At 72.7% G+C, this 19,634-nt stretch carries 17 protein-coding genes; 9 read left to right on the forward strand and 8 right to left on the reverse strand.

From position 1 onward, the window contains the following. Positions 1 to 22: 22 nt before the first annotated feature. Positions 23 to 2,482 carry a BTAD domain-containing putative transcriptional regulator gene (locus ACZ4WQ_RS19615; protein ID WP_398371485.1) on the reverse strand — a complete coding sequence of 820 codons (2,460 nt, stop codon included), beginning with the start codon at positions 2,480 to 2,482 and terminating at the stop codon, positions 23 to 25. Between the two features lie 39 nt (positions 2,483 to 2,521). On the opposite strand from ACZ4WQ_RS19615, the gene ACZ4WQ_RS19620 reads away from it, so the two are divergent. Continuing rightward, complete coding sequence (locus ACZ4WQ_RS19620) at positions 2,522 to 3,184, forward strand: DUF6875 domain-containing protein (RefSeq protein WP_394816831.1); 663 nt, start codon at positions 2,522 to 2,524, stop codon at positions 3,182 to 3,184. A 77-nt stretch (positions 3,185 to 3,261) separates the two neighbouring features. Here ACZ4WQ_RS19620 and ACZ4WQ_RS19625 read toward each other — a convergent pair whose 3' ends face one another. The 7 genes from ACZ4WQ_RS19625 to ACZ4WQ_RS19655 form a co-directional block, all read right to left on the reverse strand. Continuing rightward, a complete protein-coding gene (locus ACZ4WQ_RS19625) occupies positions 3,262 to 4,332 on the reverse strand; it encodes an LLM class F420-dependent oxidoreductase (RefSeq protein ID WP_311727868.1) in 1,071 nt (356 codons plus the stop codon). Beyond that, complete coding sequence (locus tag ACZ4WQ_RS19630) at positions 4,329 to 5,993, reverse strand: class I adenylate-forming enzyme family protein (RefSeq protein WP_398371487.1); 1,665 nt, start codon at positions 5,991 to 5,993, stop codon at positions 4,329 to 4,331. The genes ACZ4WQ_RS19625 and ACZ4WQ_RS19630 overlap by 4 nt, the downstream gene beginning before the upstream one ends. Further along, entirely contained in the window at positions 5,983 to 7,143 is a 1,161-nt protein-coding gene (locus tag ACZ4WQ_RS19635) for a CaiB/BaiF CoA transferase family protein (protein ID WP_398371489.1), read from the reverse strand. Before ACZ4WQ_RS19635 ends, ACZ4WQ_RS19630 begins: the two co-directional genes overlap by 11 nt. A 7-nt stretch (positions 7,144 to 7,150) precedes the next feature. Next, positions 7,151 to 8,221, reverse strand: a complete 1,071-nt coding sequence (locus tag ACZ4WQ_RS19640; RefSeq protein WP_311727871.1) for a PLP-dependent cysteine synthase family protein — start codon at positions 8,219 to 8,221, stop codon at positions 7,151 to 7,153. Continuing rightward, positions 8,218 to 9,114 carry an oxygenase MpaB family protein gene (locus ACZ4WQ_RS19645; protein WP_311727872.1) on the reverse strand — a complete coding sequence of 299 codons (897 nt, stop codon included), beginning with the start codon at positions 9,112 to 9,114 and terminating at the stop codon, positions 8,218 to 8,220. Before ACZ4WQ_RS19645 ends, ACZ4WQ_RS19640 begins: the two co-directional genes overlap by 4 nt. A 93-nt stretch (positions 9,115 to 9,207) precedes the next feature. Beyond that, positions 9,208 to 10,236, reverse strand: coding sequence for a terpene synthase family protein (locus ACZ4WQ_RS19650; protein WP_358843148.1), 1,029 nt, complete (start codon positions 10,234 to 10,236; stop codon positions 9,208 to 9,210). Between the two features lie 62 nt (positions 10,237 to 10,298). Next, the gene (locus ACZ4WQ_RS19655; protein WP_398371492.1) at positions 10,299 to 11,726 is read right to left on the reverse strand and encodes an aldehyde dehydrogenase family protein; all 1,428 of its coding nucleotides are present in this window, start codon (positions 11,724 to 11,726) and stop codon (positions 10,299 to 10,301) included. 355 nt (positions 11,727 to 12,081) lie between these two features. Here ACZ4WQ_RS19655 and ACZ4WQ_RS19660 point away from each other — a divergent pair, with 355 nt between their 5' ends. From ACZ4WQ_RS19660 to ACZ4WQ_RS19695, 8 genes are read left to right on the forward strand one after another with little or no spacing between them, the layout of a single operon-like run. After that, positions 12,082 to 12,369, forward strand: coding sequence for a phosphopantetheine-binding protein (locus ACZ4WQ_RS19660; protein ID WP_358843150.1), 288 nt, complete (start codon positions 12,082 to 12,084; stop codon positions 12,367 to 12,369). Beyond that, entirely contained in the window at positions 12,366 to 13,757 is a 1,392-nt protein-coding gene (locus ACZ4WQ_RS19665) for a TrpB-like pyridoxal phosphate-dependent enzyme (protein ID WP_358843151.1), read from the forward strand. The genes ACZ4WQ_RS19660 and ACZ4WQ_RS19665 overlap by 4 nt, the downstream gene beginning before the upstream one ends. Then, positions 13,754 to 14,959, forward strand: a complete 1,206-nt coding sequence (locus ACZ4WQ_RS19670) for an acyl-CoA dehydrogenase family protein (protein WP_311727877.1) — start codon at positions 13,754 to 13,756, stop codon at positions 14,957 to 14,959. Before ACZ4WQ_RS19665 ends, ACZ4WQ_RS19670 begins: the two co-directional genes overlap by 4 nt. Continuing rightward, entirely contained in the window at positions 14,943 to 16,538 is a 1,596-nt protein-coding gene (locus ACZ4WQ_RS19675; protein ID WP_385339117.1) for an amino acid adenylation domain-containing protein, read from the forward strand. Before ACZ4WQ_RS19670 ends, ACZ4WQ_RS19675 begins: the two co-directional genes overlap by 17 nt. After that, positions 16,520 to 17,344, forward strand: a complete 825-nt coding sequence (locus ACZ4WQ_RS19680) for an alpha/beta hydrolase (protein WP_311727879.1) — start codon at positions 16,520 to 16,522, stop codon at positions 17,342 to 17,344. Before ACZ4WQ_RS19675 ends, ACZ4WQ_RS19680 begins: the two co-directional genes overlap by 19 nt. Next, the gene (locus tag ACZ4WQ_RS19685; protein ID WP_385339113.1) at positions 17,341 to 17,709 is read left to right on the forward strand and encodes a nuclear transport factor 2 family protein; all 369 of its coding nucleotides are present in this window, start codon (positions 17,341 to 17,343) and stop codon (positions 17,707 to 17,709) included. Before ACZ4WQ_RS19680 ends, ACZ4WQ_RS19685 begins: the two co-directional genes overlap by 4 nt. Before the next feature lie 10 nt (positions 17,710 to 17,719). Next, complete coding sequence (locus ACZ4WQ_RS19690) at positions 17,720 to 18,571, forward strand: enoyl-CoA hydratase/isomerase family protein (protein WP_468022312.1); 852 nt, start codon at positions 17,720 to 17,722, stop codon at positions 18,569 to 18,571. After that, positions 18,568 to 19,503 (forward strand): TauD/TfdA family dioxygenase, encoded by a 936-nt coding sequence (locus ACZ4WQ_RS19695; RefSeq protein WP_311727882.1) that lies wholly within the window; start codon positions 18,568 to 18,570, stop codon positions 19,501 to 19,503. Before ACZ4WQ_RS19690 ends, ACZ4WQ_RS19695 begins: the two co-directional genes overlap by 4 nt. The last annotated feature ends 131 nt before the right edge of the window (positions 19,504 to 19,634 follow it).

Here is a 19,634-nt window from a genome sequence, read left to right on the forward strand (position 1 = left end):
ATCCGGCGGTGAAGGGGCCGTCCTAGGCCCGCGTCCGGGCGTGCAGGCGGGTCAGCACGGGCAGCTCATAGCGTCCCGTGGCATCGGGGCCGGTCAGCAGCTGGTGATCGACAAGGGAGTCGATCAGGTCTTCGGCGGCCGCGGGCGAACATCCGAGCGTGTCCGCGGCGGTGTCGACGGTGAAGGGACCGGCGCAGTCGGTGAGCAGCATGAGGGTCTGTCGGAGTGGCTCCTCCAGCGAGGCGACATGGGTGTCGAGGCGGGACCGCACATCGAGGTCGCCGTGGGCGAGCTCGGACAGCCGTCCTTCCTCGTTCCGGAGCCGCTGCGCCATGCGCGCGAGCGACCAGTGGGGGCGTGCGGCCAGCCGCCGGCCGACGATTCTGATGGCGAGCGGCAGATGGCCGCACAGCTCGGCGATCTCGGCGACCCGGTCGGGTTCGGCGTGGGCCCGGTCCTCTCCCACGATCCTGGCCAGCAGCCTGAAGGCCTGCTCGGTGGTGAACAGCGACAGCGGAAAATGGCGGGCTCCGGGAATGCCGACGAGCGGCGTCCGGCTGCTGAACAGCAGTGCGCTGCTGAATCCACCGGGCAGCAGGGGTGCTATCTGCTCCTCCCGGGCGACGTTGTCGACGACCACCAGGACGCGGCGCTCCGCCAGCAGACTGCGGTAGCAGGAGATGCGCTCCGTCAGCCCCTTGGGAATGCCGCGCTCCGGTGTGCCCAGGACGCGGAGGAACCGTTCCAGGATCGCGCTCGTCTGGGTGGCCCCGGATGTTTCGTTCCGGATATCCGCGTAGAGGATGCCGTCGACGTAGTGGAGCCGGCTGGAGTTGGCCACCCGGACCGCCAGGACGGACTTGCCCGCGCCGGGCGGTCCGTACATGGCGGCTACCGGCGAGGGCCCGAACAGACCGGTGTGCGAGCCGCCCTGGGTGAGATGGAGCAGCACCGGGTGGTGTTCGGCGCGCCCGACGAGATCGTGGGTGTCCGGGGGAAGCTCATAGGGCCGTTCCACCTTCCGCCCGGCCGTGTGGTCCGCCGCGGGCGCGCTGTTCTCCACCGGTGCGACGCCGCGGAGCACCGCCATCTGCGCGGCGCGGAGTTCCGCCCCCGGTTCGATGCCGAAGTCATTGCGAAGGGCCCGGTCGAGCCTGCTGAACAGGGCCAGGGCCTCCACCTGCTGTCCTGCACCGGCCAGCGCGATCATCAGCCGGGCGTGGAGCCCCTCGTGCAGGGGGTGGTGGCGCACGATCGGCCGCAGCTGGTCGATCGCCTGTTCGTAGTGGCCCGAGGTGACGGCGAGGTAGCTGAATCTCAGCGCCGAGGAAATCTGCTGCTGGCCGCATTCCATGGCGAGCGGATGTTCCCGCAGGCGCGGTGAGAATCCTTCGAGCACCAGGCCCGACCACATTTGCAAGGAGTCCCGCAGCAGCTGTACTTCGAGCGTGAGGTCGCCGCTGAGGCGCGCGTATTCGGCCCGCCGGGTCAGTTCCCTGAACTGGAGGAGGTCAAGGCATTCGGCCTCGATACGCAGCTCGTAACCCGCGTTTCGGCGCACGATCGACGGCGTCCCGGTCTCCGGGTCCTGGTGTGCTGTCAGCAGGGCGCGCAACCGCGAAACATAGGTGTGGATGAGCTGGTGAAAAGAGTTGGGTGGCTCCTCTCCCCACAGGACGTGTGCCATTTCCTCCTGCGATACGCTGCGGTTCGCGTGAAGGGCCAGCAAACCCAGGAGGCTCTGCTGCATCGGGGTTCCGGCATTGAGTACGGAGTGACCGCGAGTGGCGCTGAGCGGTCCCAGTACCCGCAATATCAGATGGTCGTCGTGTCCGTACGCGATATCGTCCCCGGACGCGCCGGTCGCCCCGTGCTCGAGCAGCCGGGAATCCTGTAACGTTTCCGCCAGACGCTCTATGGAGCGAAGCCGGGGCATACGGACCCGGCCGCTTTCGATCTCACGAAGAGTACGCAGGCTGACGCCGGATCTCTCGGCCACGGCGCGTTGGCTCAGCCGAGCCCGGTCTCTGGCGTCCCTGACCACCTCGCCCAGGTGGACGGGGTGGCCGGGAATGGCTCTGGGTACGTTTGCCACTGACTGCCCCCGTTTTCGCAATTGCCTTTCCGGTACGCCGTAACGCAAGGCGAGCGGCCCGCCCGGATGCGTTGCGGAACTTGCTGCGGCCGCCTGGTTCCGCACCGTGGTCGAGGTCCGGCAGGCGACGCTTGTTCGCTCTGTATTCCACATGCCGGAGTGGTGGTGGGAAAGAGGCAGATCGCGCGTATAGGGCATGTCAAGTGTGCCGTTGGAAAGTGTCTGTAGCATCCCGTTACGCGCGTGAAGCAACTCCGTGACAATACCTGCCGCAGATGGGTTCCGCATATATGAATGTCGACCCCGGATCCATCGCCGCATTGTTTGTGCCTGGCGCGATCGCCGAGAATTTACTGGCGCGGGGGTGATTGGGGCGTGTTGAGTCATGCGGGCGCGTCGGGGTTAACGCTGATTGAGTTGGGCGATATGGGGCGCGATGTGCCGCCCGCCCCGGTTTCGGTCGCTTATGAGAAGCCGATTCGCGAGGTCATAGATTGGGCGTCCACGTATCTTTCCCGGCCGCACCCGGATATAGGTAGACGAGGGCACGTCTGTCCCTTTGTAAAGACCTCGATGCACAAGGGCCTGTTCTATCTGGCGGTGCAGCCCGGCGTGCCGGGCGATGTGACGGAGGTCGCCGAGTCGCTGCGCGAGTACCGCGACTGGTTCATCGAGCTCGCCGCCGAGAGTGGGGCCGCGGCACACTACACGACGATCCTGGTGCTGTTCCCGGAACTGCCCCCGGACAAGGTGTCCGGCATCATCGACGGGGCTCAGGACCTGCTGAAGGCCGACTATGTCTCACACGGCCTGATGATCGGTGAGTTCCATGACGGGCCGCCCGCCAAGCCCGGGCTGTGGAACCCCGGCTTCCGTCCGTTGCGCAGCCCGGTCCCGCTGCTGGCGATGCGCCACATGGTCCCGACCGACTTTCCCTTCCTCAAGGACGATCCGGAGTATCTGGCCCAGTACCTGGACCGCTACGGCCGGGACCTTCCGCCTCAGGTGGCACAGGACGCGATGGCGGCCGCGCGCGAGTTCGGACTCGAGGCGCTCCTGGCCACCCCCGGGGAGGCCGGCGGCGTCTGATCGTGGTGCGCCGGGGCGGGCCGCGGCGGCGCGCCCGGGTCGGCCGCGCGGCCCCGCTCAGGCGCCGAGCCCGGTCGTCAGGCGCACAGCTCGGCCAGGCGCGCCACCTGCGCGGCCGGCGTCCTGCCCTCCCCGGGCACCGGCTGGACCTGGAGATGCGTCACCCCGGCCGCCCGGTAGGCGTCGATCCGGTCCTTGATGTAGCTCTCCGGGCCGCAGAGAGTGGTGGCCTCCAGCAGCTCGGCGGGGACGGCCGCCGCCGCTCCCACGCGGTCGCCCGCGCGGTAGAGCCGCGCGACGGCCGCGGCCTCGGCGGCGTAGCCGTACCGGCAGACCAGGTCGTAGTAGTAGTTGTGCCCCGGCGCGCCCATGCCGCCGATGAACAGCGCGAGCTGCCCGCGGGCGCGGTCGCGCTCGCGGGCCGCGTGGGGGCCGATGGCCAGCAGACCACCGGCGGAGACGCGCAGCGGCCCCAGCCGGGGGTCCCGGGCGGCCGCTCCCGCCCGCAGCTCGGCCCCCCAGATCTCCTCGCACCGCTCGGGGACGAAGAACATCGGCAGCCAGCCGTCGGCGACCTCGGCGGTCAGCCGGACGTTCCTCGGGCCCAGCGCCGCCACCCAGACCGGCACGGCGGGCCGGACGGGCGGCGTCAGCAGCCTCATCGGGACCCCGAGGCCCGTGCCGCCGCCCTCGCCCCCGCCGTCGGGCGGCGGCAGCGGGAGCCGCAGCACCCGCCCGTCGTACGTCACCGGCCTGTCCCGTTTCCAGAAGGCGCGCAGCACCTCGACGGTCTCCCGGGTGCGGGCCAGCGGCTCGGCGTACGGGACGCCGTGCAGCCCTTCGACGACGCCCGGTCCCGAGGTGCCGAGGCCCAGGTGGCAGCGGCCCCCCGACAGGGCGTCCACCCCGGCGGCGGTCATCGCCAGCAGTGCGGGGGTGCGGGTGAAGACGGAGAGGATGCCGGCCCCGATCTCCACCCGACTGGTGCGGGCGGCGAGGTATCCCATGAAGCTGGGCGCGTCGAAGGCGTACGCCTCGGGCACCCAGATGAGGTCGAGACCCGCCCGCTCCAGCCCGGCGACCTGGTCGGCGGCGGCCACGACATCGGCGGCGCCCCCTTCGTACCGCAGCTGCATGGAGATCTTCACAGAGCCTCCCCCTCGGCGCCGCCGAGCCGGCGGAAGGCGCCCTCGACGGCGAGTTCCAGTACCCGGAACCGCTGGATCTTCCCGGAGGCGGTCAGCGGGAGGTCCCTGGCCGTGAACCAGTGGACGGGGATCTTGTACGGGGAGAGCCGCTCCGCGCACAGGGCCACCACGTCCTCCAGGTCGACGGCCGCGCCCGGCTCGGTCTGGAGGACCGCCGCCACCACCTGTCCCCAGACCTCGTCGGGGAGGCCCACCACGACGGCCTCCTTCACCCCGGGCAGGGCGGTGAGGACGTCCTCGATGGAGACGGGGGAGATGTTCTCGCCGCCCCGGATGATGAGATCGCTGCGCCGGCCCTCGAGCCGCAGCGTTCCGGTGGCGTCCATCGAGCCGAGATCGCCGGTGTGCAGCCAGCCGTCCGCGTCCACCTTGCGGGCACTCGCCCCGGGGTCCCCGTAGTAGGCGACCATCTGCTGGTAGCCGCGGGCGCAGATCTCGCCCGTGACGCCGAGCGGCTGCACCCGGCCCGAGCCGGGGTGGACGATCTTGCATTCGACGTGCGGAAGCGGCCGGCCGACGGTGGTGGTCTTCAGCTCCAGGGGGTCGTCGGGCCGGGTGAGGGTGAGCACGGAGGCGAGTTCGGTCTGCCCGTACAGGTTGAACACGGTGGTCGAGAACAACTCCTCGGTCTCCGCGATGAGCTGGGCGCGCACCGGGGCCGCGCCGGTGAGGACGGCGGACAGCGGGGGAAGGTCGGGGGCCCCGCGGGCGGCCTCGTTGAGGGCGGCGAGCACGGTCGGGACGCTGGTCAGCACGGCGCCCGGGGTCCGCCGCAGCACCTCGAGGAGCACCTTGGGGTCGAAGCGCTCCATGAGCGTGAACGTGCCGCCGCTCCACAGCGGCCCCAGACAGGAGATGACACAGCCGGCCGTGTGGAACATGGGCAGCGGCGAGACGACCTCGGCCGTGTCGCGGACCCGGAGCGCCTCGAAGGTCAACCGGGAGACGTTGAGCACCGACCGGTGGGACAGCAGTACGGCCTTGGGGGCGCCGGTGGTGCCCGAGGTGAACTGGAGCTGGGCGGGGACGCGGGCCGCGGCGATGTCGTCCTCGGCGGGGAGGGCGGCGCCGCCCCGCAGCTCCTCCCAGTCGGACAGGGAGACGATGTGCCGCAGCCGGGGCAGGGAGGCCGCGGCGCCGGACACCACGGCGGCCATGTCGTAGGCGCGGCTGCGGTCCGCGTGGATCAGCATCTCGGTCTCGCTGACGCCCAGCGCGTGCGTCAGCTCCCCGGCGCGCAGCGTGGGGTTCAGCGTCACCAGGGTGACTCCGGCGAGCGCCGCGGCGTACTCGACGAGGGGCCACTCGGGGACGCTCGGCGCCCAGACGGCGACCCGGCCGCCCAGCGGGACCCGCTCGCGGATGCCGGCCGCAATGCTCTCCGCCTCCGCGAGCAGTTCGGCGTACGTCCAGCGGCGCGGCCCGCTCCCGTCGTCCGGGATGCCGGTCAGGGCGATCGCCTCCGGGCGCCGGGCGGCGGTGGTGCGCAGCAGCTGTCCGACCGTGTGCCGGTAGAGCGGGGCCGCGGTGTCCGCGGGGCGGTACGAGGCCGTGAGCAGGGGGGCGTGGCCGCGCTCGGTGGCAGTGGGGTCATGGGGCACTGGGGCTCCTCGGGGGGACGGTGTCGGCGAGGACTTCGGCGGTGTGCTCACCGTGTGCGGGGGCCGCGCCGCGCAGGGATTCGAGCCCCGCCCCGAAGAGCACGGGGAACCGGACCTGCTTGCGGGGGCCGTCGGTAGCCGAGGCCGGCACGGTCCCCACCAGGCCGCGGGCCGCGACATGCGGGTCGGCCAGGAACTCGGCCGCCGACTCGTAGACCGGGGCCCAGGGGACGTCCAGCTCGGCCAGGGCCGCCGACCACCAGGCGAGGTCGCGCTGGGCGAAGACCTCCGCCAGCAGGGCACGCACCTCGCCCTTGGCGCGGGTGCGGTCGGCCCGGCGGTCGTACGAGTCGTCGGCGAGCGCCGGGAACTCCCCGGCGAAGCGCAGCCGGAAGGCGCGCCAGAACTTGTCCTCGAAGGTGGCGAAGGCGAGCCGACGCCCGTCGGCCAGGACGAACACATCGTTGTCCCCGGTGACGAGCGGGCTCTCGGCGGCGGCGTCACGGCCCGACAGCGGCAGGGCCAGCGGAGCCGCCCAGCCGGCGGCCGCCTCGTGCAGGGAGACGTCCAGGTGCTGGCCCGCACCGGTGGCCCGGGCCCCGAAGACCGCCACGACCGTGGAGAGCGCCGCGTACATGGCGCCCGACATGTCCGCGACGCGCACCCCCACCCGGTCGACCGGCCCCTCCGGGCGGTGCGGCACCGCGAAGAAGCCGGACAGCGCGAGGAAGTTGACGTCGTGTCCGGGCCGCGAGGCGTACGGGCCGGTCTGGCCGAAACCGGTGATCGAGCAGAGCACCACGCGCGGGTTGGCGGCGCGCAGCCGCTCGTAGCCGAGCCCCAGGCTCTCCATGACCCCGGGGCGGTGGCTCTCCACCACCGCGTCGCTGCTCTCCACCAGGCGCAGCAGCGCCTCGCGGCCGGCGTCCTCGCGCGGATCGAGGATCACCGAGCGCTTGTTGCGGTTGAGGGCGGCGAAGGTGTCCGGGTCCACCAGCCGTCCGTAGTCGCCCCGGTCGGGGCTCTCGACCTTGATGACGTCGGCGCCGAGGTCGGCCAGCAGCGACGTGGCGAAGCCCCCGGGCAGCAGCCGTGACAGGTCGAGCACCCGGACCCCGGCCAGGCCGGGCCACCCCGTTGTCGGTTCCATCAGTCTCCTAGTCGGCCGGTGGGACATCGTGGGCCTCGTCCGGGCAGACGCCCTCCAGCAGCGCCAGCGCCGCCGAGATCTCCGCGGGAGCCCCCGGCGGTTCGCCTGGGACACCGTCGCCGCCGTCACCGCCGTCGGTGAGTTCGGCGTACTTCTCGCCGCTGTCGGGGCAGACGCAGGCCAGCTCGCGCAGGGCCGGGTCGCGGGCGGCGTGGACGGTCGCGGCCAGCACCGCGGCGCCCGCGCTGCCGCCGAGCGAGATCCCGGTGCGCCGCCGGATCCGGGCGCAGGCCGCGGCCGCGTCCTCGTCCCTGAGGAGGGCGCGGTGGTCGAAGTGGCAGGGCCGTACGAACCCGGAGACCCGCCCGGAGCCGAACCCGGCCAGCTTGAACGGGCGGTCGGCCGGGGCGCCGCCCAGGGCGGCCGAGCCCACCGCGTCCACGGCGATGATCCGGGCGTCCGGCAGCCGGTCCCGGAAGTACTCGGCGACACCGGCGAGCGTGCCTCCGGTGGAGACCGCGACGGCGACCGCGTCGAAGCGCCCCCGCGGCGCGTCCCGTACCAGCTCGGCCGCGGTCCGGGTGGTGTGCACGCGGGGGTTGGCCGGGCTCTCGTACTGATTGGTCCACACCGCGTCGCCGTCGCGGCGCAGGATCTGGCGCACCGCGTCCAGCCGGGCGTCGACCGTCCTGCCGCCGGGCACCTCGGCGACGGTCACCACCTCAGCCCCGTAGGCCGTCATCCGGTCGATGCTGCTGCCCGGCGTGGTCGGCTCCACGATCAGCGTGCACCGGTAGCCGCGGGCCGCGCAGAGCCCGGCGAGCGCGATGCCCAGGTTGCCGGAGGTGGACTCGACGACCCGCCGGCCGGGCCGCAGCGCCCCGGCCGCCTCCAGGTGGTCGAGCAGCGCCTCGGCGGTACGGGCCTTGATGGAGCCGAACGGCTGCTGCGCCTCCAGCTTCAGCCAGATACGGGCCGTCCGCCCGCCGCCGAGGGGGACCCGGACCGGCCGCAGCGGGGTGCCCCGGAGGCCAGCCGTACGGCCGGTGGCCTCCGGTGCGGGCGCGACATCGGTCATCGGTGATCAGCCCCCGTGCTCTCGGCGCCCGACGCGGCGAGGACCGCGTGGCCGGGGCCGATGTCACCGATGCGGTAGCCCTTGGGATAGCCGGGGTACGTCCTGGCCGTGGGCCGGGTCATCAGCCGGGCCATCAGGGCCGGGGCGAGCCGCTCGGCCCGCGCGTGGGCGCGCAGGGCCGTCCCGTGGACGGCCGTCGCCCACAGCGGCGGGACGGCCATGCCCAGTGCCCAGCGGGCGTGGGCGTCCAGGCGGCACGGCAGGGTGGCGGCCACCAGGCGGGCCACCGGCCCCGGATACCAGGAGGAGTAGAGCCTCATCACCGAGGCGCCGACCCGGTGGTTGGACGCGGCCGGGCGGAACCGCTCGCGCTCGTAACGCCGGTTGAACCGCTCGAACTCGGCGTAGTCGGTCGGCAGCGACTGGATGTTCATCCGCCGCCCGACCTCGACGTAGAAGTAGAACGCGGCCAGCCGCTCGGTCTCGCTGACCGGGCGCCAGGCCCAGCGGTCGATCCAGCGGACCGGCTCGAAGACGAACGTCGACAGCACATAGAGCATGTCGTCGTTGGCGATGTCGTAGTGGCGGTGCGCCCGGTTGATCTGGCGCAGCGCCTCGCGGCCGCGGTCGGAGTCGTAGCCGCCGCGGACCATCTCGCCCAGCAGGATGCGGGTGTCGTCGTAGCGCTTCTGCGCCCGCAGCGCGAACTCGCCGCTGCCGTCGAGGGTCTCGGAGATGCCGGGCACGCAGCAGGTGCGCCAGATGGCCACTTCCAGGCCCCGGCCGTAGTCCCAGGGGAATTCGGTGTCGGAGGATATCCGGTGGATTCTCTGGTGGTCCGACTTGGGATCAAGGGCCTGTAGCCGTCTCAGCGTGGCGTACCGGGCTCGCATTCCGTACCTCGATCACAGGAGAGGGCACAGGGGGAGGGCACAGGGGAAGGGCACGGGGGAAGGGCACGGGGGGAGGGCGGTCGAGGAATCGGGTTACAGCGGCGTGGAACCGGTGGCGCTGACCACCTCGGGCCGGCCGGGGTCGAAGCGCAGGGTTTCGTAGCGCCACTGGAGCTGGCCGCTCAGCCAGCTGCGCAGTCCGGCGACATGGCGGCGCAGCATCCGTGTCAGGTCCGGGTCGAGCCCGTCTCCCAGCGGGACGGCGGGGAAGGCGCGGCTGAGCTCGGTGAAGCGGTCGAAGCGGCCCTGGATCATCTCCCCGACCGCGTCGGCGGAGGTCTGGAGATCGGTGCCGTGGGCGTGCCGGTGGACCAGGACCAGATTGTGCGGGTCGCCCAGCAGGTCCTCCTTCTCGCAGGAGAACAGGTCGTTGGTCCACAGGTCGGCGTCGGACAGCGACTGGTTCAGCTCGGTGAACTCCGGGAGCCGGTAGATCTCCGGGGGGACCTCGGCGTGCGTGGTCACCTCGATGAGGTCCAGATACGGCATCAGGGCCCGGCCGCGCATCCGGATGTACTCCTCCAGGCCCGGGACGCGCCCCGCGCGGCGGTTCTCCGCCTCCCACACGCACACCTCGAAGAAGGCGGCGATGTGCCCGGCCATCCGGATCCGCCAGGTGTCCGAGGTGTACGGGCGGGTGCGGCGCCACAGGTCGGCGAAGGCGGGCCGGAAGACGGTGAGGAGGGAGTGCTCGGAGGCGGTGGCGGCGGACGGGGCCTTCGCCACGCTGCCGTCGGGGGTCAGCCAGCCGAGCACCGCGTCGCACACCAGGCGCAGCCGCTCGGGCGCGAGCCCCAGGTCGGTCTCGTCGAACTGGTCGTCGAGGACCAGCATGCAGCTGATCCAGTCCGTCACCAGGGCCAGCTCGGTCGGCTCCGCGTGCGGGTAGGCACGGGACATCAGGGTGCCGAGCAGCGACCGCTCGTGGTGGAGCCGGGCCGCCTCGTCGGGGACCAGACCGAACCGGCGCACGAAGGCGCGGGTGCTGTCCTCCACCTGGTCCACGAAGGGGCTGATCTCGGCGGGGAAGTCCGCGCGGATCGGCGGATATTGGAGAGTCACGATGCCACCCGTGGTTGAGGGGCCGATGGGGCCGGGAGGTCCGGCGCATGCCGGTCGCGGGGTCAGGCGGGGAACTGGAGGGACTTGACCTCCTGGAACTCCTGGATGCCGTGGCGCCCGAGCTCGCGCCCCACGCCGGAGAGCCCATAGCCGCCGAACGGCGCCGCGGGGTTGAACTTCGCGGCGTTCAGATCGACCTGACCGGCCCGAAGCCGGCGGCCCACCGCGGCGGCGTGCTCGGTGTCGCCCGCCCAGACCGTCGCCGCCAGGCCGTAAGGCGTGCCGTTGGCGAGGGACACCGCCTCGTCCTCGTCCTCGAAGGGCAGCACCACCAGCACCGGGCCGAAGATCTCCTCGCGGGCCAGCGGAGCGCTGGGCGCGAGGTCCGTCCAGACGCTCGGCGCCACGTAGTGGCCCACCGTCGGCACCTGGCCGGGGTCGGGCCCGGCCACCCGCCGCGCCCCGCGGTCCGCCGCGCGGTACAGCCTCTCCCGTACGTTGTCGGCCTGGGCGGCGGAGATCAGCGGGCCCAGCGCACAGTCCGGGTCCGTCGGGTCGCCCGGTACGTACTGGGCGACCACGGAACGCGCCACGTCCACGGCGTCCTCGAGCCGGGACCGGGGAACCAGCAGCCGGGTGCGCGCCGAGCAGGTCTGGCCCGCGTTGAGCAGGGCGCCGCGGACCCCGTCCCGTACGGCGGCGGCCAGGTCGGCGCCGTCCAGCACCAGCGTGGCGGACTTGCCCCCCAGTTCCAGGCAGGCCCGCTTGACCGCCTGGCCCGCCGCGGCCCCGACCTCCCGGCCCACCCGGACCGAGCCGGTGAAGGAGATCACATCGGCGCCCTCGTCCGTGACCAGGGCCTGGCCCGCGGCCCGGCCCTCGCCCTGGACCAGGTTGAACGTCCCGGCCGGCAGCCCGAGCCCGTCGATGAGCGTGGCCAGGAAGCAGGCGGACAGGGGGGCGAGTTCGCTCGGCTTCAGCACCATCGTGCATCCGGCGGCGAGCGCGGCGCCGATCTTGGCGACCGCCTGGTGCAGCGGGTAGTTCCACGGGGTGACGGCGGCCACCACCCCGGCCGCCTCCCTGACCACCAGCGAATGGCCGATGCGCTCCTCGGCCGTGGCAGCGGCCAGTGCCTCGGCGTAGCCCTCCAGGGCCTTGACCGGAAGGCCCACCTGCACCCGCCGGGAGAAGGCGATCGGCGAGCCCATTTCCCGGGTGATCAGCTCGGACAATTCCTCTTGGTTCTTCACCAGCGCGTCGCGCAGCGAGGTGAGCGTCTCGGCGCGGGTCGCCGCGTCGGTGGCCGACCATTCCGGAAAGGCGGCCCGGGCCGATTCCACCGCACGCCGGACATCATCCCGGCCGCAGGCGGGTACCTTGGCCACGACCTCTTCCGTGGCGGGGTTCTCAACGGCGATGGTCTTCCGGGTATCCGGTTGAATCCATTGACCGCCGACGTATATCGACTCAAACGGAAGGGATTCCATGGCTGGGCAGCGGCTCCTTTACCGGTCGCCGATGTGTGTACCGGTTCGCGTGCTGGAAGTCGAGCAAAGCCACCTTACGGACGCGGACATCGGCAGCCTGGAAGCAAGCTGTATGGAGAACTGCCCCCCGGCGTTCGGGCGGTGACTGAACGCCGAGGACCGGCTAGGGTACGGAGCCGGAAAAGACTGGCCCTTGTCTGCCCGCCTCAGGGTGCCGAACCGCGTTTTTGATGTCGAAGCAGATGTCGAAGCAGTCCGCGCCCGGTATTCCTTGTGCCGAGTTCCGGCGTACGCGCTTCTCGAACGGACCTGTGCGCGGACCCGGCGGATTCGGTACGAGTCCAAGGAGTCCTGAATGAACTGCACCGACGACGAGATCGCGGACCGGGTGCGCAAGATCATGGTCGATGTCCTGGATCTGCGGTTGAACCCGGAGGAGATCACCCCCGATATCCCGCTCTACTCGCCGACGATTCAGCTCGATTCGCTGAACCTGCTCCAGCTGTTGGTCGCGGTGGAGGAGGAGTTCGGCCGCCATATCGAGGACGAGGACGTCATGGAGGCGGACCTGGTCACCGTCGGCGACCTGCTGCGGCTGGTCCAGGGCCAGGTCGGCGGTCCGCGGACGGAGGGCGAGGCGTGAAGGCGGTCCGCAACCGGTTCCTGATGGACGAGAGCGATGTCCCCACGCACTGGTACAACATCCTCGCCGACCTCGACGTACCGGTGGCCGAGGTGCGCCGGGCACGCCCCGACCGCCCCGACCGCACCGACGAGCCGAACCGGCAGGCACCCAACATCCCGCTGTCCATGTACCGGGGCAGCGTCGGCCGGGAGCGCTTCGTCGAGATCCCGGCCGAGGTGCGCGAGGCGTACCAGCGCTGGCGGCCCACGCCCCTGGTGCGGGCCCGCGGCCTCGAAGCCGCCCTGGAGACTCCGGCGCACATCTACTACAAGTACGAGGGCACCAACGCGGCCGGCAGCCACAAGCTCAACTCGGCGCTCGCCCAGGCGTACTTCTACAAGAAGGCCGGGGTGCGGCGGCTGACCACCGGCACCGGGGCCGGACAGTGGGGCACCGCGCTGGCGATGGCCTGTCAGTCGATGGATCTCGAGTGCACCGTCTTCATGGTCCGGTGCAGCTACCGGCAGAAGCCGTACCGCCGGGTGCTGATGGGGCTGAACGGCGCCCGGGTGATCCCCAGCCCCAGCCCGGACACCGAGGCCGGGCGCGCGGTGCTGGCCACGTCCCCGGACAGCGACGGCAGCCTGGCCATCGCCAACGCCGAGGCCCTGGAGCACGCCCGCCGGACGGACGACGCCCGCTTCGCGGTCGGCAGCGGCGAGAACCACGTCCTGCTGCACCAGACGGTCATCGGCGAGGAGGCACTGCGCCAGATGGAACTGGCCGGTGAGTTCCCCGATGTCGTGGTCGCCTCGATGGGAGCGGGCAGCAACTTCGCCGGCCTGGCGTTCCCCTTCCACCGGGAACGGCTGCGCACCGGCGCCGCCACCCGGCTGATCGCCGTGGAACCCGACGCCTGCCCCAAGATGACCCGGGGCCGCTACGCCTGGGACTACAACGACGTCTCCGGCACCACGCCGCTGACCAAGATGTACACCCTCGGACACACCTTCGTCGCGCCCGGCCTCCACGCCGGCGGGCTGCGCTACCACGGCGCCGCGCCCCTGGTCAGCGCGTTGTACGAGCGTGGGTGGATGGAGGCCGTGGCGTACGGCCAGAACGCCGTGTTCGAGGCGGGCGCGCTGTTCGCCCGCACCGAGAGCGTCGTACCGGCCCCCGAGTCCGCCCACGCGGTCCGCGCGGTCATCGACGAGGCGGTGCGGGCCCGCGAGGAGCGCAGGTCCACGGTCATCCTGTGCAACATCAGCGGCCACGGGCTGCTCGACCTGTCCGCCTACGACCAGTACCTGGCGGGGAGCCTGGAGGACCACACCGTCTCCGACGAGCGGATCGCCGCCTCGCTCGCCGCGCTGCCCGAGGTCCTTTCCGCCGGCGCGACCTCATGAACCTCGACTGGACCGAGGAGCAGCGGGCCCTGCACGAGCGCCTGCGCGACCTCGGGGAGAAGCTCGGCGAGGAAGTGGCCGCGCGGGAGCGGTCGCAGAGCCTGGAGCCGGGGGACTGGCAGCGGTGTGCGGAGGCCGGGGTCCTCGCCCTGCCCCTGCCCCAGGAGTACGGGGGGCCCGGGCTGTCCCCGCTCGCGTGCGCGTACGCGCTGGAGGGCCTCGGCCACGGCTGCCGGGACAACGGGCTGCTGATCGCGCTCGGCGCCCATATGTGGGCGGTCGAGCTGCCGGTCAGGGAGTTCGGCACCCCCGAGCAGAAGCGCCGCTACCTGCCCGCGCTCGGCGACGGCCGGCTGGTGGGGGCCCATGCGATCACCGAGGCCGAGGCGGGGTCCGACGCCCTGGCACTGACCGCGCGGGCCCGCCGCGACGGCGACACCTATCTGCTCAGCGGCACCAAGCGCTTCGTCACCAACGCGCCCATCGCCGACCTCTTCATCGTCCACGCCACCGTCGACCCCGGCCTCGGCTTCACCGGGGTGACCGCCTTTCTGGTCGAACGGGGCCAGGAGGGGCTGACGGTGGAGCCGGGCCCGGAGAAGACCGGGCTGCGCACCGCGCCCTGGGGCGAGATCACCCTCCAGGACTGCCGGGTGCCGGCGAGCCGGCGGCTGGGCGCCGAGAAGCAGGGCTCGCGGATCCTGGCCCGGACGATGGCCTGGGAGCGCTCCCTGATCCTGGCACCGATGCTGGGCACCATGCGGCGCCAGATCGAGGACTGCGTCGCCCACGCCAGGAGCCGGGTCCAGTTCGGCCGGACCATCGGCCGCAACGACGCGGTCTCCCACCGCATCGTGGACATGCGCGTCCGGCTGGAGGAGGCCCGGCTGCTCACCTACCGGGCGGCCTGGGACCTCGAGCAGGGCATCCCCTCCGTCTTCCCGGAGGCGGCCCAGCTGCGCACCAGCGAAGCCGCCGTCCAGACCTTCCTTGACGCCATGCAGGTGTACGGCGGGCTCGGCTACACCACCGGCACCGATGCGGAACGGAACCTCCGCGACGCCCTCGGCACCCGGATCTCCTCCGGCACCTCGGACATGCAACGCCGGGTGATGGCCGAGAAGATGGGGATCACGGCCCGCGCGCGGCGCGCCGCACCGGCCCGGTCGGCGGGGGGTGAGGGCGGTGGCGACGCTCGTTGACCGGCTGGCGCGGACGGTGGCCCGCCACCCGCGGGCCGAGGCCGTCCGGCACCGCGGGAACTCGCTGGACTACGCCGCGCTCGACCGGGCCGCCGACGCGCTCGCCGCCACCCTGCGGGAGGCCGGGGTGGGCCCGGGGGACCGGGTGGGGCTGTGGACGGCCAAGTCGGCCGAGGGCATCGTCGCCGTCCACGCGGTGCTCAGGTGCGGGGCCGCCTATGTGCCGGTGGACCCGGCCGCGCCCCCGGCCCGCGCCGCGTACATCCTCGGCGACTGCGCGGTGAGCTGCCTGGTCACCGACAGCGTCAGGCTCGCCACGCTGACCGGCCCCGACCCCGCGCGGCGGCCCGCGCCCGGCCCGGTGGTACTGCTCGACGAGGCGCCGCCGGACGCCCCCGCCGAGGTCATCGGCTGGCGGCAGGCGGTGGAACGGCCGCTCCCCGACGGCTTACCGCCGGTGCCGGTGGACCCGGGAGACCTGGCCTATGTGCTGTACACCTCCGGCTCCACCGGGGCGCCCAAGGGCGTGATGCTCTCCCATCGCAACGCGCTGGCCTTCGTCGACTGGGCCGTCGGGGAATTCGGCATCACCCACCGGGACCGGCTGTCCTCGCACGCCCCCCTCCACTTCGACCTGTCCGTCCTCGACGTCTTCGCGGCGGCCGCCGCCGGGGCCTGCCTGGTGCTGGTCCCCGAGCACCACAAGGCCCTCGGCGTGGCGCTGAACAGGCTGGTGGCCGAGGAGCGGATCACCGTCTGGTACTCGGTGCCGGGGGCGCTGACCCGGATGCTGGACGCGCGGAACCACCAGCAGCTGAGCTCCTCCCCGCTGCGCCGAGTCCTCTTCGCGGGCGAGGAGTTCCCCGTCAAGCATCTGCGGCGGCTGCGCGCGGCACTGCCGGACGCCGGGCTGTACAACCTCTACGGCCCCACCGAGACCAACGTCTGCACCTACCACCGGGTCACCGACGCCGACCTGGCGCCGGGGCGCACCGCGCCGCCGCCCATCGGCCGTCCCTGCCCGTACGCGACCGTCCGGCTGGTCGGCGCCGACGGCCGGCCGGTCCCGGGGACGCCGGGCGCCGAGGGCGAACTGGTCGTCGAGGGCGACTCGGTGATGCTCGGCTACTGGGACGCCGCCGACCGCGGCGCGCCGCCCGTGCGCGCCCATGCCACGGGTGACCTGGCGCGCCACGAGGGCGCGGACGGCTACCGCTTCGTCGGCCGCCGCGACCACATGGTCAAGGTGCGCGGCTACCGGATCGAACCGGCCGAGATCGAGGCCGCGCTGCTGGCCCTGCCCGAGGTGCACGAGGCCGTGTGCGTCACGGTCCCGGACGGCGCCGACCCCGACGCCGGGCTCCGGCTGGAGGCGTATGTGGTGCCCGCCGCCGGCCGGTCGCCGGACGAGGCCCGGCTGCGCCGCCACTGCCTGGACACGCTGCCCCGCTACATGGTCCCGGCCAGGTTCCGGCTGGTGGCCGACCTCGTCCGCACCTCGACGGGCAAGGCCGACCGGCGCGCGCTGGCCGCGGCGGCGGAACGAGACCGGGAGGCGCCGTGCCCGTCGAGGTCGTGACGCGGCAGTGGCCCAGCGGGGCGCTGGGCCGGGGCAAGCGGGTCAACATCGTGCTGCCCGGCGGATACGCGGCCCGCGGCCCGGGGCATCCGGTGCTGTATCTGCTGCACGGCTACGGCGGCGGCCGGGACACCTGGCTGCTGCGCACCGCCCTGGTGGAGCTGGTGCGGGACAGCCGGCTGATCGTGGTGCTGCCCGAGAGCGGGCGCCGGTGGTTCATCAACGACCACGCCGGGCTCCGCTACGAGGACTACCTCCTCCAGGATCTCGTACCGGCCGTGGACGCCGGGTTCAACACCCGCGCCGAGCGCTCGGCCCGCGCCGTCGGAGGCTTCTCCATGGGCGGGGCCGCCGCGCTGTTCCTGGCCCTGCGCCACCCTTCGGTGTTCGGCGCCGTGGCCTCGCACGCCGGTGCCTTCGAGGCGCCGCTGCGGCGCGGTGACCCCTACGCCGCGTACCGCGCGGACCCCGGCTTCGTGATGCCCACCGAGGAGAGCCACGGGCGGGTCTGGGGCCCGCCCGGGAGCGCCACCCGGCGGCGGTACGACCCGTACCGGCTCATCGGCCAGGAGCCCGCCCCCCGGCCCGCGCTCTACCTGGACGTGGGGACGGGGGACTACGACCGCATGATCCAGGTGAACCGACGGGTGCGCGACGCCCTGCGGAACGGGGGCTGGAGCCCGGAGTACCACGAGCGGCCGGGCGGCCACGACCTGGACTTCGTGAACCGCGCCCTGCCCGCGTCGCTGGCCTTCGTGGCGCGCCACCTCACCGGAGCGAGGAAGAACGGGGTGTCCTTCGTATGACCAGCGATGCCGAGAAGTCCATACGGCGCGTCGAGCGGTATTACGACCTGGTGGACCGGGACGACATTCCGGGCCTGGTGTCGCTGTTCACGTCGGACGCCGTGTACGAGCGTCCCGGTTATCCGCCGATGCGCGGGATGGGGGACCTGGAGGCCTTCTACCGGAACGACCGCGTCATCGTGTCCGGAAAGCACTTCCTGCGCGATGTGGTGGCCGAGCCGGGCCGGGTCGCGGTGCACGGCGACTTCGAAGGGCTGCTGAAGGACGGGAGGTCGGTGCGCGTGCGTTTCGCGGACTTCTTCGAACTCGCCGACGACGGGCGCTTCTCCCGGCGGGACACCTTCTTCTTCACCCCGCTGGTATGAGGAGGGCCCCGTGAACCACGCCGCCGCCCCGCCCCTCCTGCTGACCCGCCCGCGCCCCGGGGTCGTGGTCGCGGCCCTGAACCGGCCGCACCGGATGAACGCCCTGACCGAGGACACCTTCCGCGCGCTGAGCGAGCTGTGCGCCGGCCTCAGGGAGGACTCGTCGGCGCGGGTCCTGGTCCTGACCGGGGCGGGCGAGGATTTCTGCGCCGGCTACGACATCGACGAAGTGGGCCGCATCGCGGCGCTGCCCCCCGCCGAACTCCTCGCGCTGCTGGAGCGGCAGGGGGCGGCGGTGACCGCGCTGCGCGACCTGCCGCAGCCGGTGGTCGCCGCCGTGGACGGGGCCGCGGTCGGCGCCGGGCTGTCCCTCGCGCTGGCCGCCGACGTCCGGGTGCTGACCTCGCGGGCCCGGCTGCGGGCCTCCTTCGTACGGATGGGCCTGTCCGGCGGGGACATGGGGGCCTCCTGGCTGCTGCCGCGGATCGCCGGCTACGGCTACGCCTCGGAGCTGATGCTCACCGGCCGGCCCGTCGACGCGGACGAGGCCCTCGCCCGCGGTCTCGCGAGCCGGGTGACCGACCCGGCGGAGCTGCCCGCCGCGGCCCTGGACCTGGCGGAGCGGATCGCCGCCAACAGCCCGGTCGCACTGGCCCTGACCAAACGGATCCTCCAGTCCAACACGGACGCACCCTCCCTCGCCGTCGCGCTGGAGCGGGAGGCGTCGACACAGGTGGTGGCCGCCGGCTCACCGGAGGTCCAGGAGGCGGTGGCGGCCTTCCGCGGCCGCCGGGCGCCGGCTCCCGCGGCCCCCGAACCCCCGACGGAGCCCTCGACGAACACCAAGGAGGAACCACGGTGACAACCGACCCGGCCTGGCGGCCCGCGGTGGTCGACCCCGGCGGCACCGGCGCCCCGGCGACCCCGGACGGACTGCGGGAGTATCTGCGGGAAACCGACCTCGCCGAGCTGCTGACGCGCGAGAGGGCCGTGGTCTTCCGTGGCTTCGGGATCTCCCCCGACACCTACGACCGGGCCGCCGGCGACCTGTTGCCCCACCGGCTGGCGTATGTGCACGGCAACTCGCCGCGCACCAAGGTGGGGCGCAACGTCTACACCTCCACCGAGTACCCGCCCGCCTACGAGATCTCGATGCACAACGAGATGTCCTACAGCCACACCTGGCCCGCGCGGATTCTCTTCCACTGCGAGCGGGCGCCGGACACCGGCGGGGCGACCCCCGTGGTCGACGGGGTGCTGTGGCTGGAGTCCCTGGACCCCGAGGTCCGCGCGGCCTTCGCCCCCGGCGTCCGCTACACCCAGAACCTGCACGACGGCATGGGTTTCGGCAAGAGCTGGCAGCAGACCTTCGAGACCGAGGACCGGGCCGGGGCCGAGGCGTTCCTGGAGGGCGCGGCCGCGGACTGGGAGTGGCGGCCCGACGGTTCGCTGCGGGTGACCCAGCTCCGGCAGGCCACGCTGAAACACCCCGTCACGGGCGCGGAGGTGTGGTTCAACCAGGCCGACCAGTGGCACCCGGCCGGGCTCGGCGAGGACGCGGCGATGCTCGCGGACCTGCTGCCCGAGGAAGAGCTGCCGCAGAACGTCGTGTTCGCCGACGGCAGCCCGATCCCGGCCGACTACATCACCCATGTCCAGGAGACCGGGATGCGGCTGGCGGTCGATGTCGACTGGCAGGCCGGCGATCTGCTGCTCGTCGACAATGTGGCGGTGGCCCATGGGCGCCGTGCCTACACCGGGCCGCGGCGCATTCTCGTGGCCATGTCCGACTGATACCGCCGAAAGGCCGGCACCCCGGTAATCGTCCACGCGATTTCCGGGGAATTCCACCCCGCGCGCCCGGCTCACCCGGCGGCAGATATCCGTACAGGGCCGGTCCAGCCGGGCCGCGAAGGGCCTGGATA

The organism is Streptomyces sp. NPDC028305 (assembly GCF_055569495.1).

What these genes read in the sequence shown, in the direction of transcription:
- ACZ4WQ_RS19670 (WP_311727877.1), top strand. Translation starts at nt 13,754, where the DNA reads ATGAACCTCGACTGGACCGAGGAGCAGCGGGCCCTGCACGAGCGCCTG.
- ACZ4WQ_RS19640 (WP_311727871.1), bottom strand. Translation starts at nt 8,221, where the DNA reads ATGACCGATGTCGCGCCCGCACCGGAGGCCACCGGCCGTACGGCTGGC.
- ACZ4WQ_RS19685 (WP_385339113.1), top strand. Translation starts at nt 17,341, where the DNA reads ATGACCAGCGATGCCGAGAAGTCCATACGGCGCGTCGAGCGGTATTAC.
- ACZ4WQ_RS19660 (WP_358843150.1), top strand. Translation starts at nt 12,082, where the DNA reads ATGAACTGCACCGACGACGAGATCGCGGACCGGGTGCGCAAGATCATG.
- ACZ4WQ_RS19620 (WP_394816831.1), top strand. Translation starts at nt 2,522, where the DNA reads ATGGGGCGCGATGTGCCGCCCGCCCCGGTTTCGGTCGCTTATGAGAAG.
- ACZ4WQ_RS19645 (WP_311727872.1), bottom strand. Translation starts at nt 9,114, where the DNA reads ATGCGAGCCCGGTACGCCACGCTGAGACGGCTACAGGCCCTTGATCCC.
- ACZ4WQ_RS19655 (WP_398371492.1), bottom strand. Translation starts at nt 11,726, where the DNA reads ATGGAATCCCTTCCGTTTGAGTCGATATACGTCGGCGGTCAATGGATT.
- ACZ4WQ_RS19615 (WP_398371485.1), bottom strand. Translation starts at nt 2,482, where the DNA reads ATGACTCAACACGCCCCAATCACCCCCGCGCCAGTAAATTCTCGGCGA.
- ACZ4WQ_RS19635 (WP_398371489.1), bottom strand. Translation starts at nt 7,143, where the DNA reads ATGGAACCGACAACGGGGTGGCCCGGCCTGGCCGGGGTCCGGGTGCTC.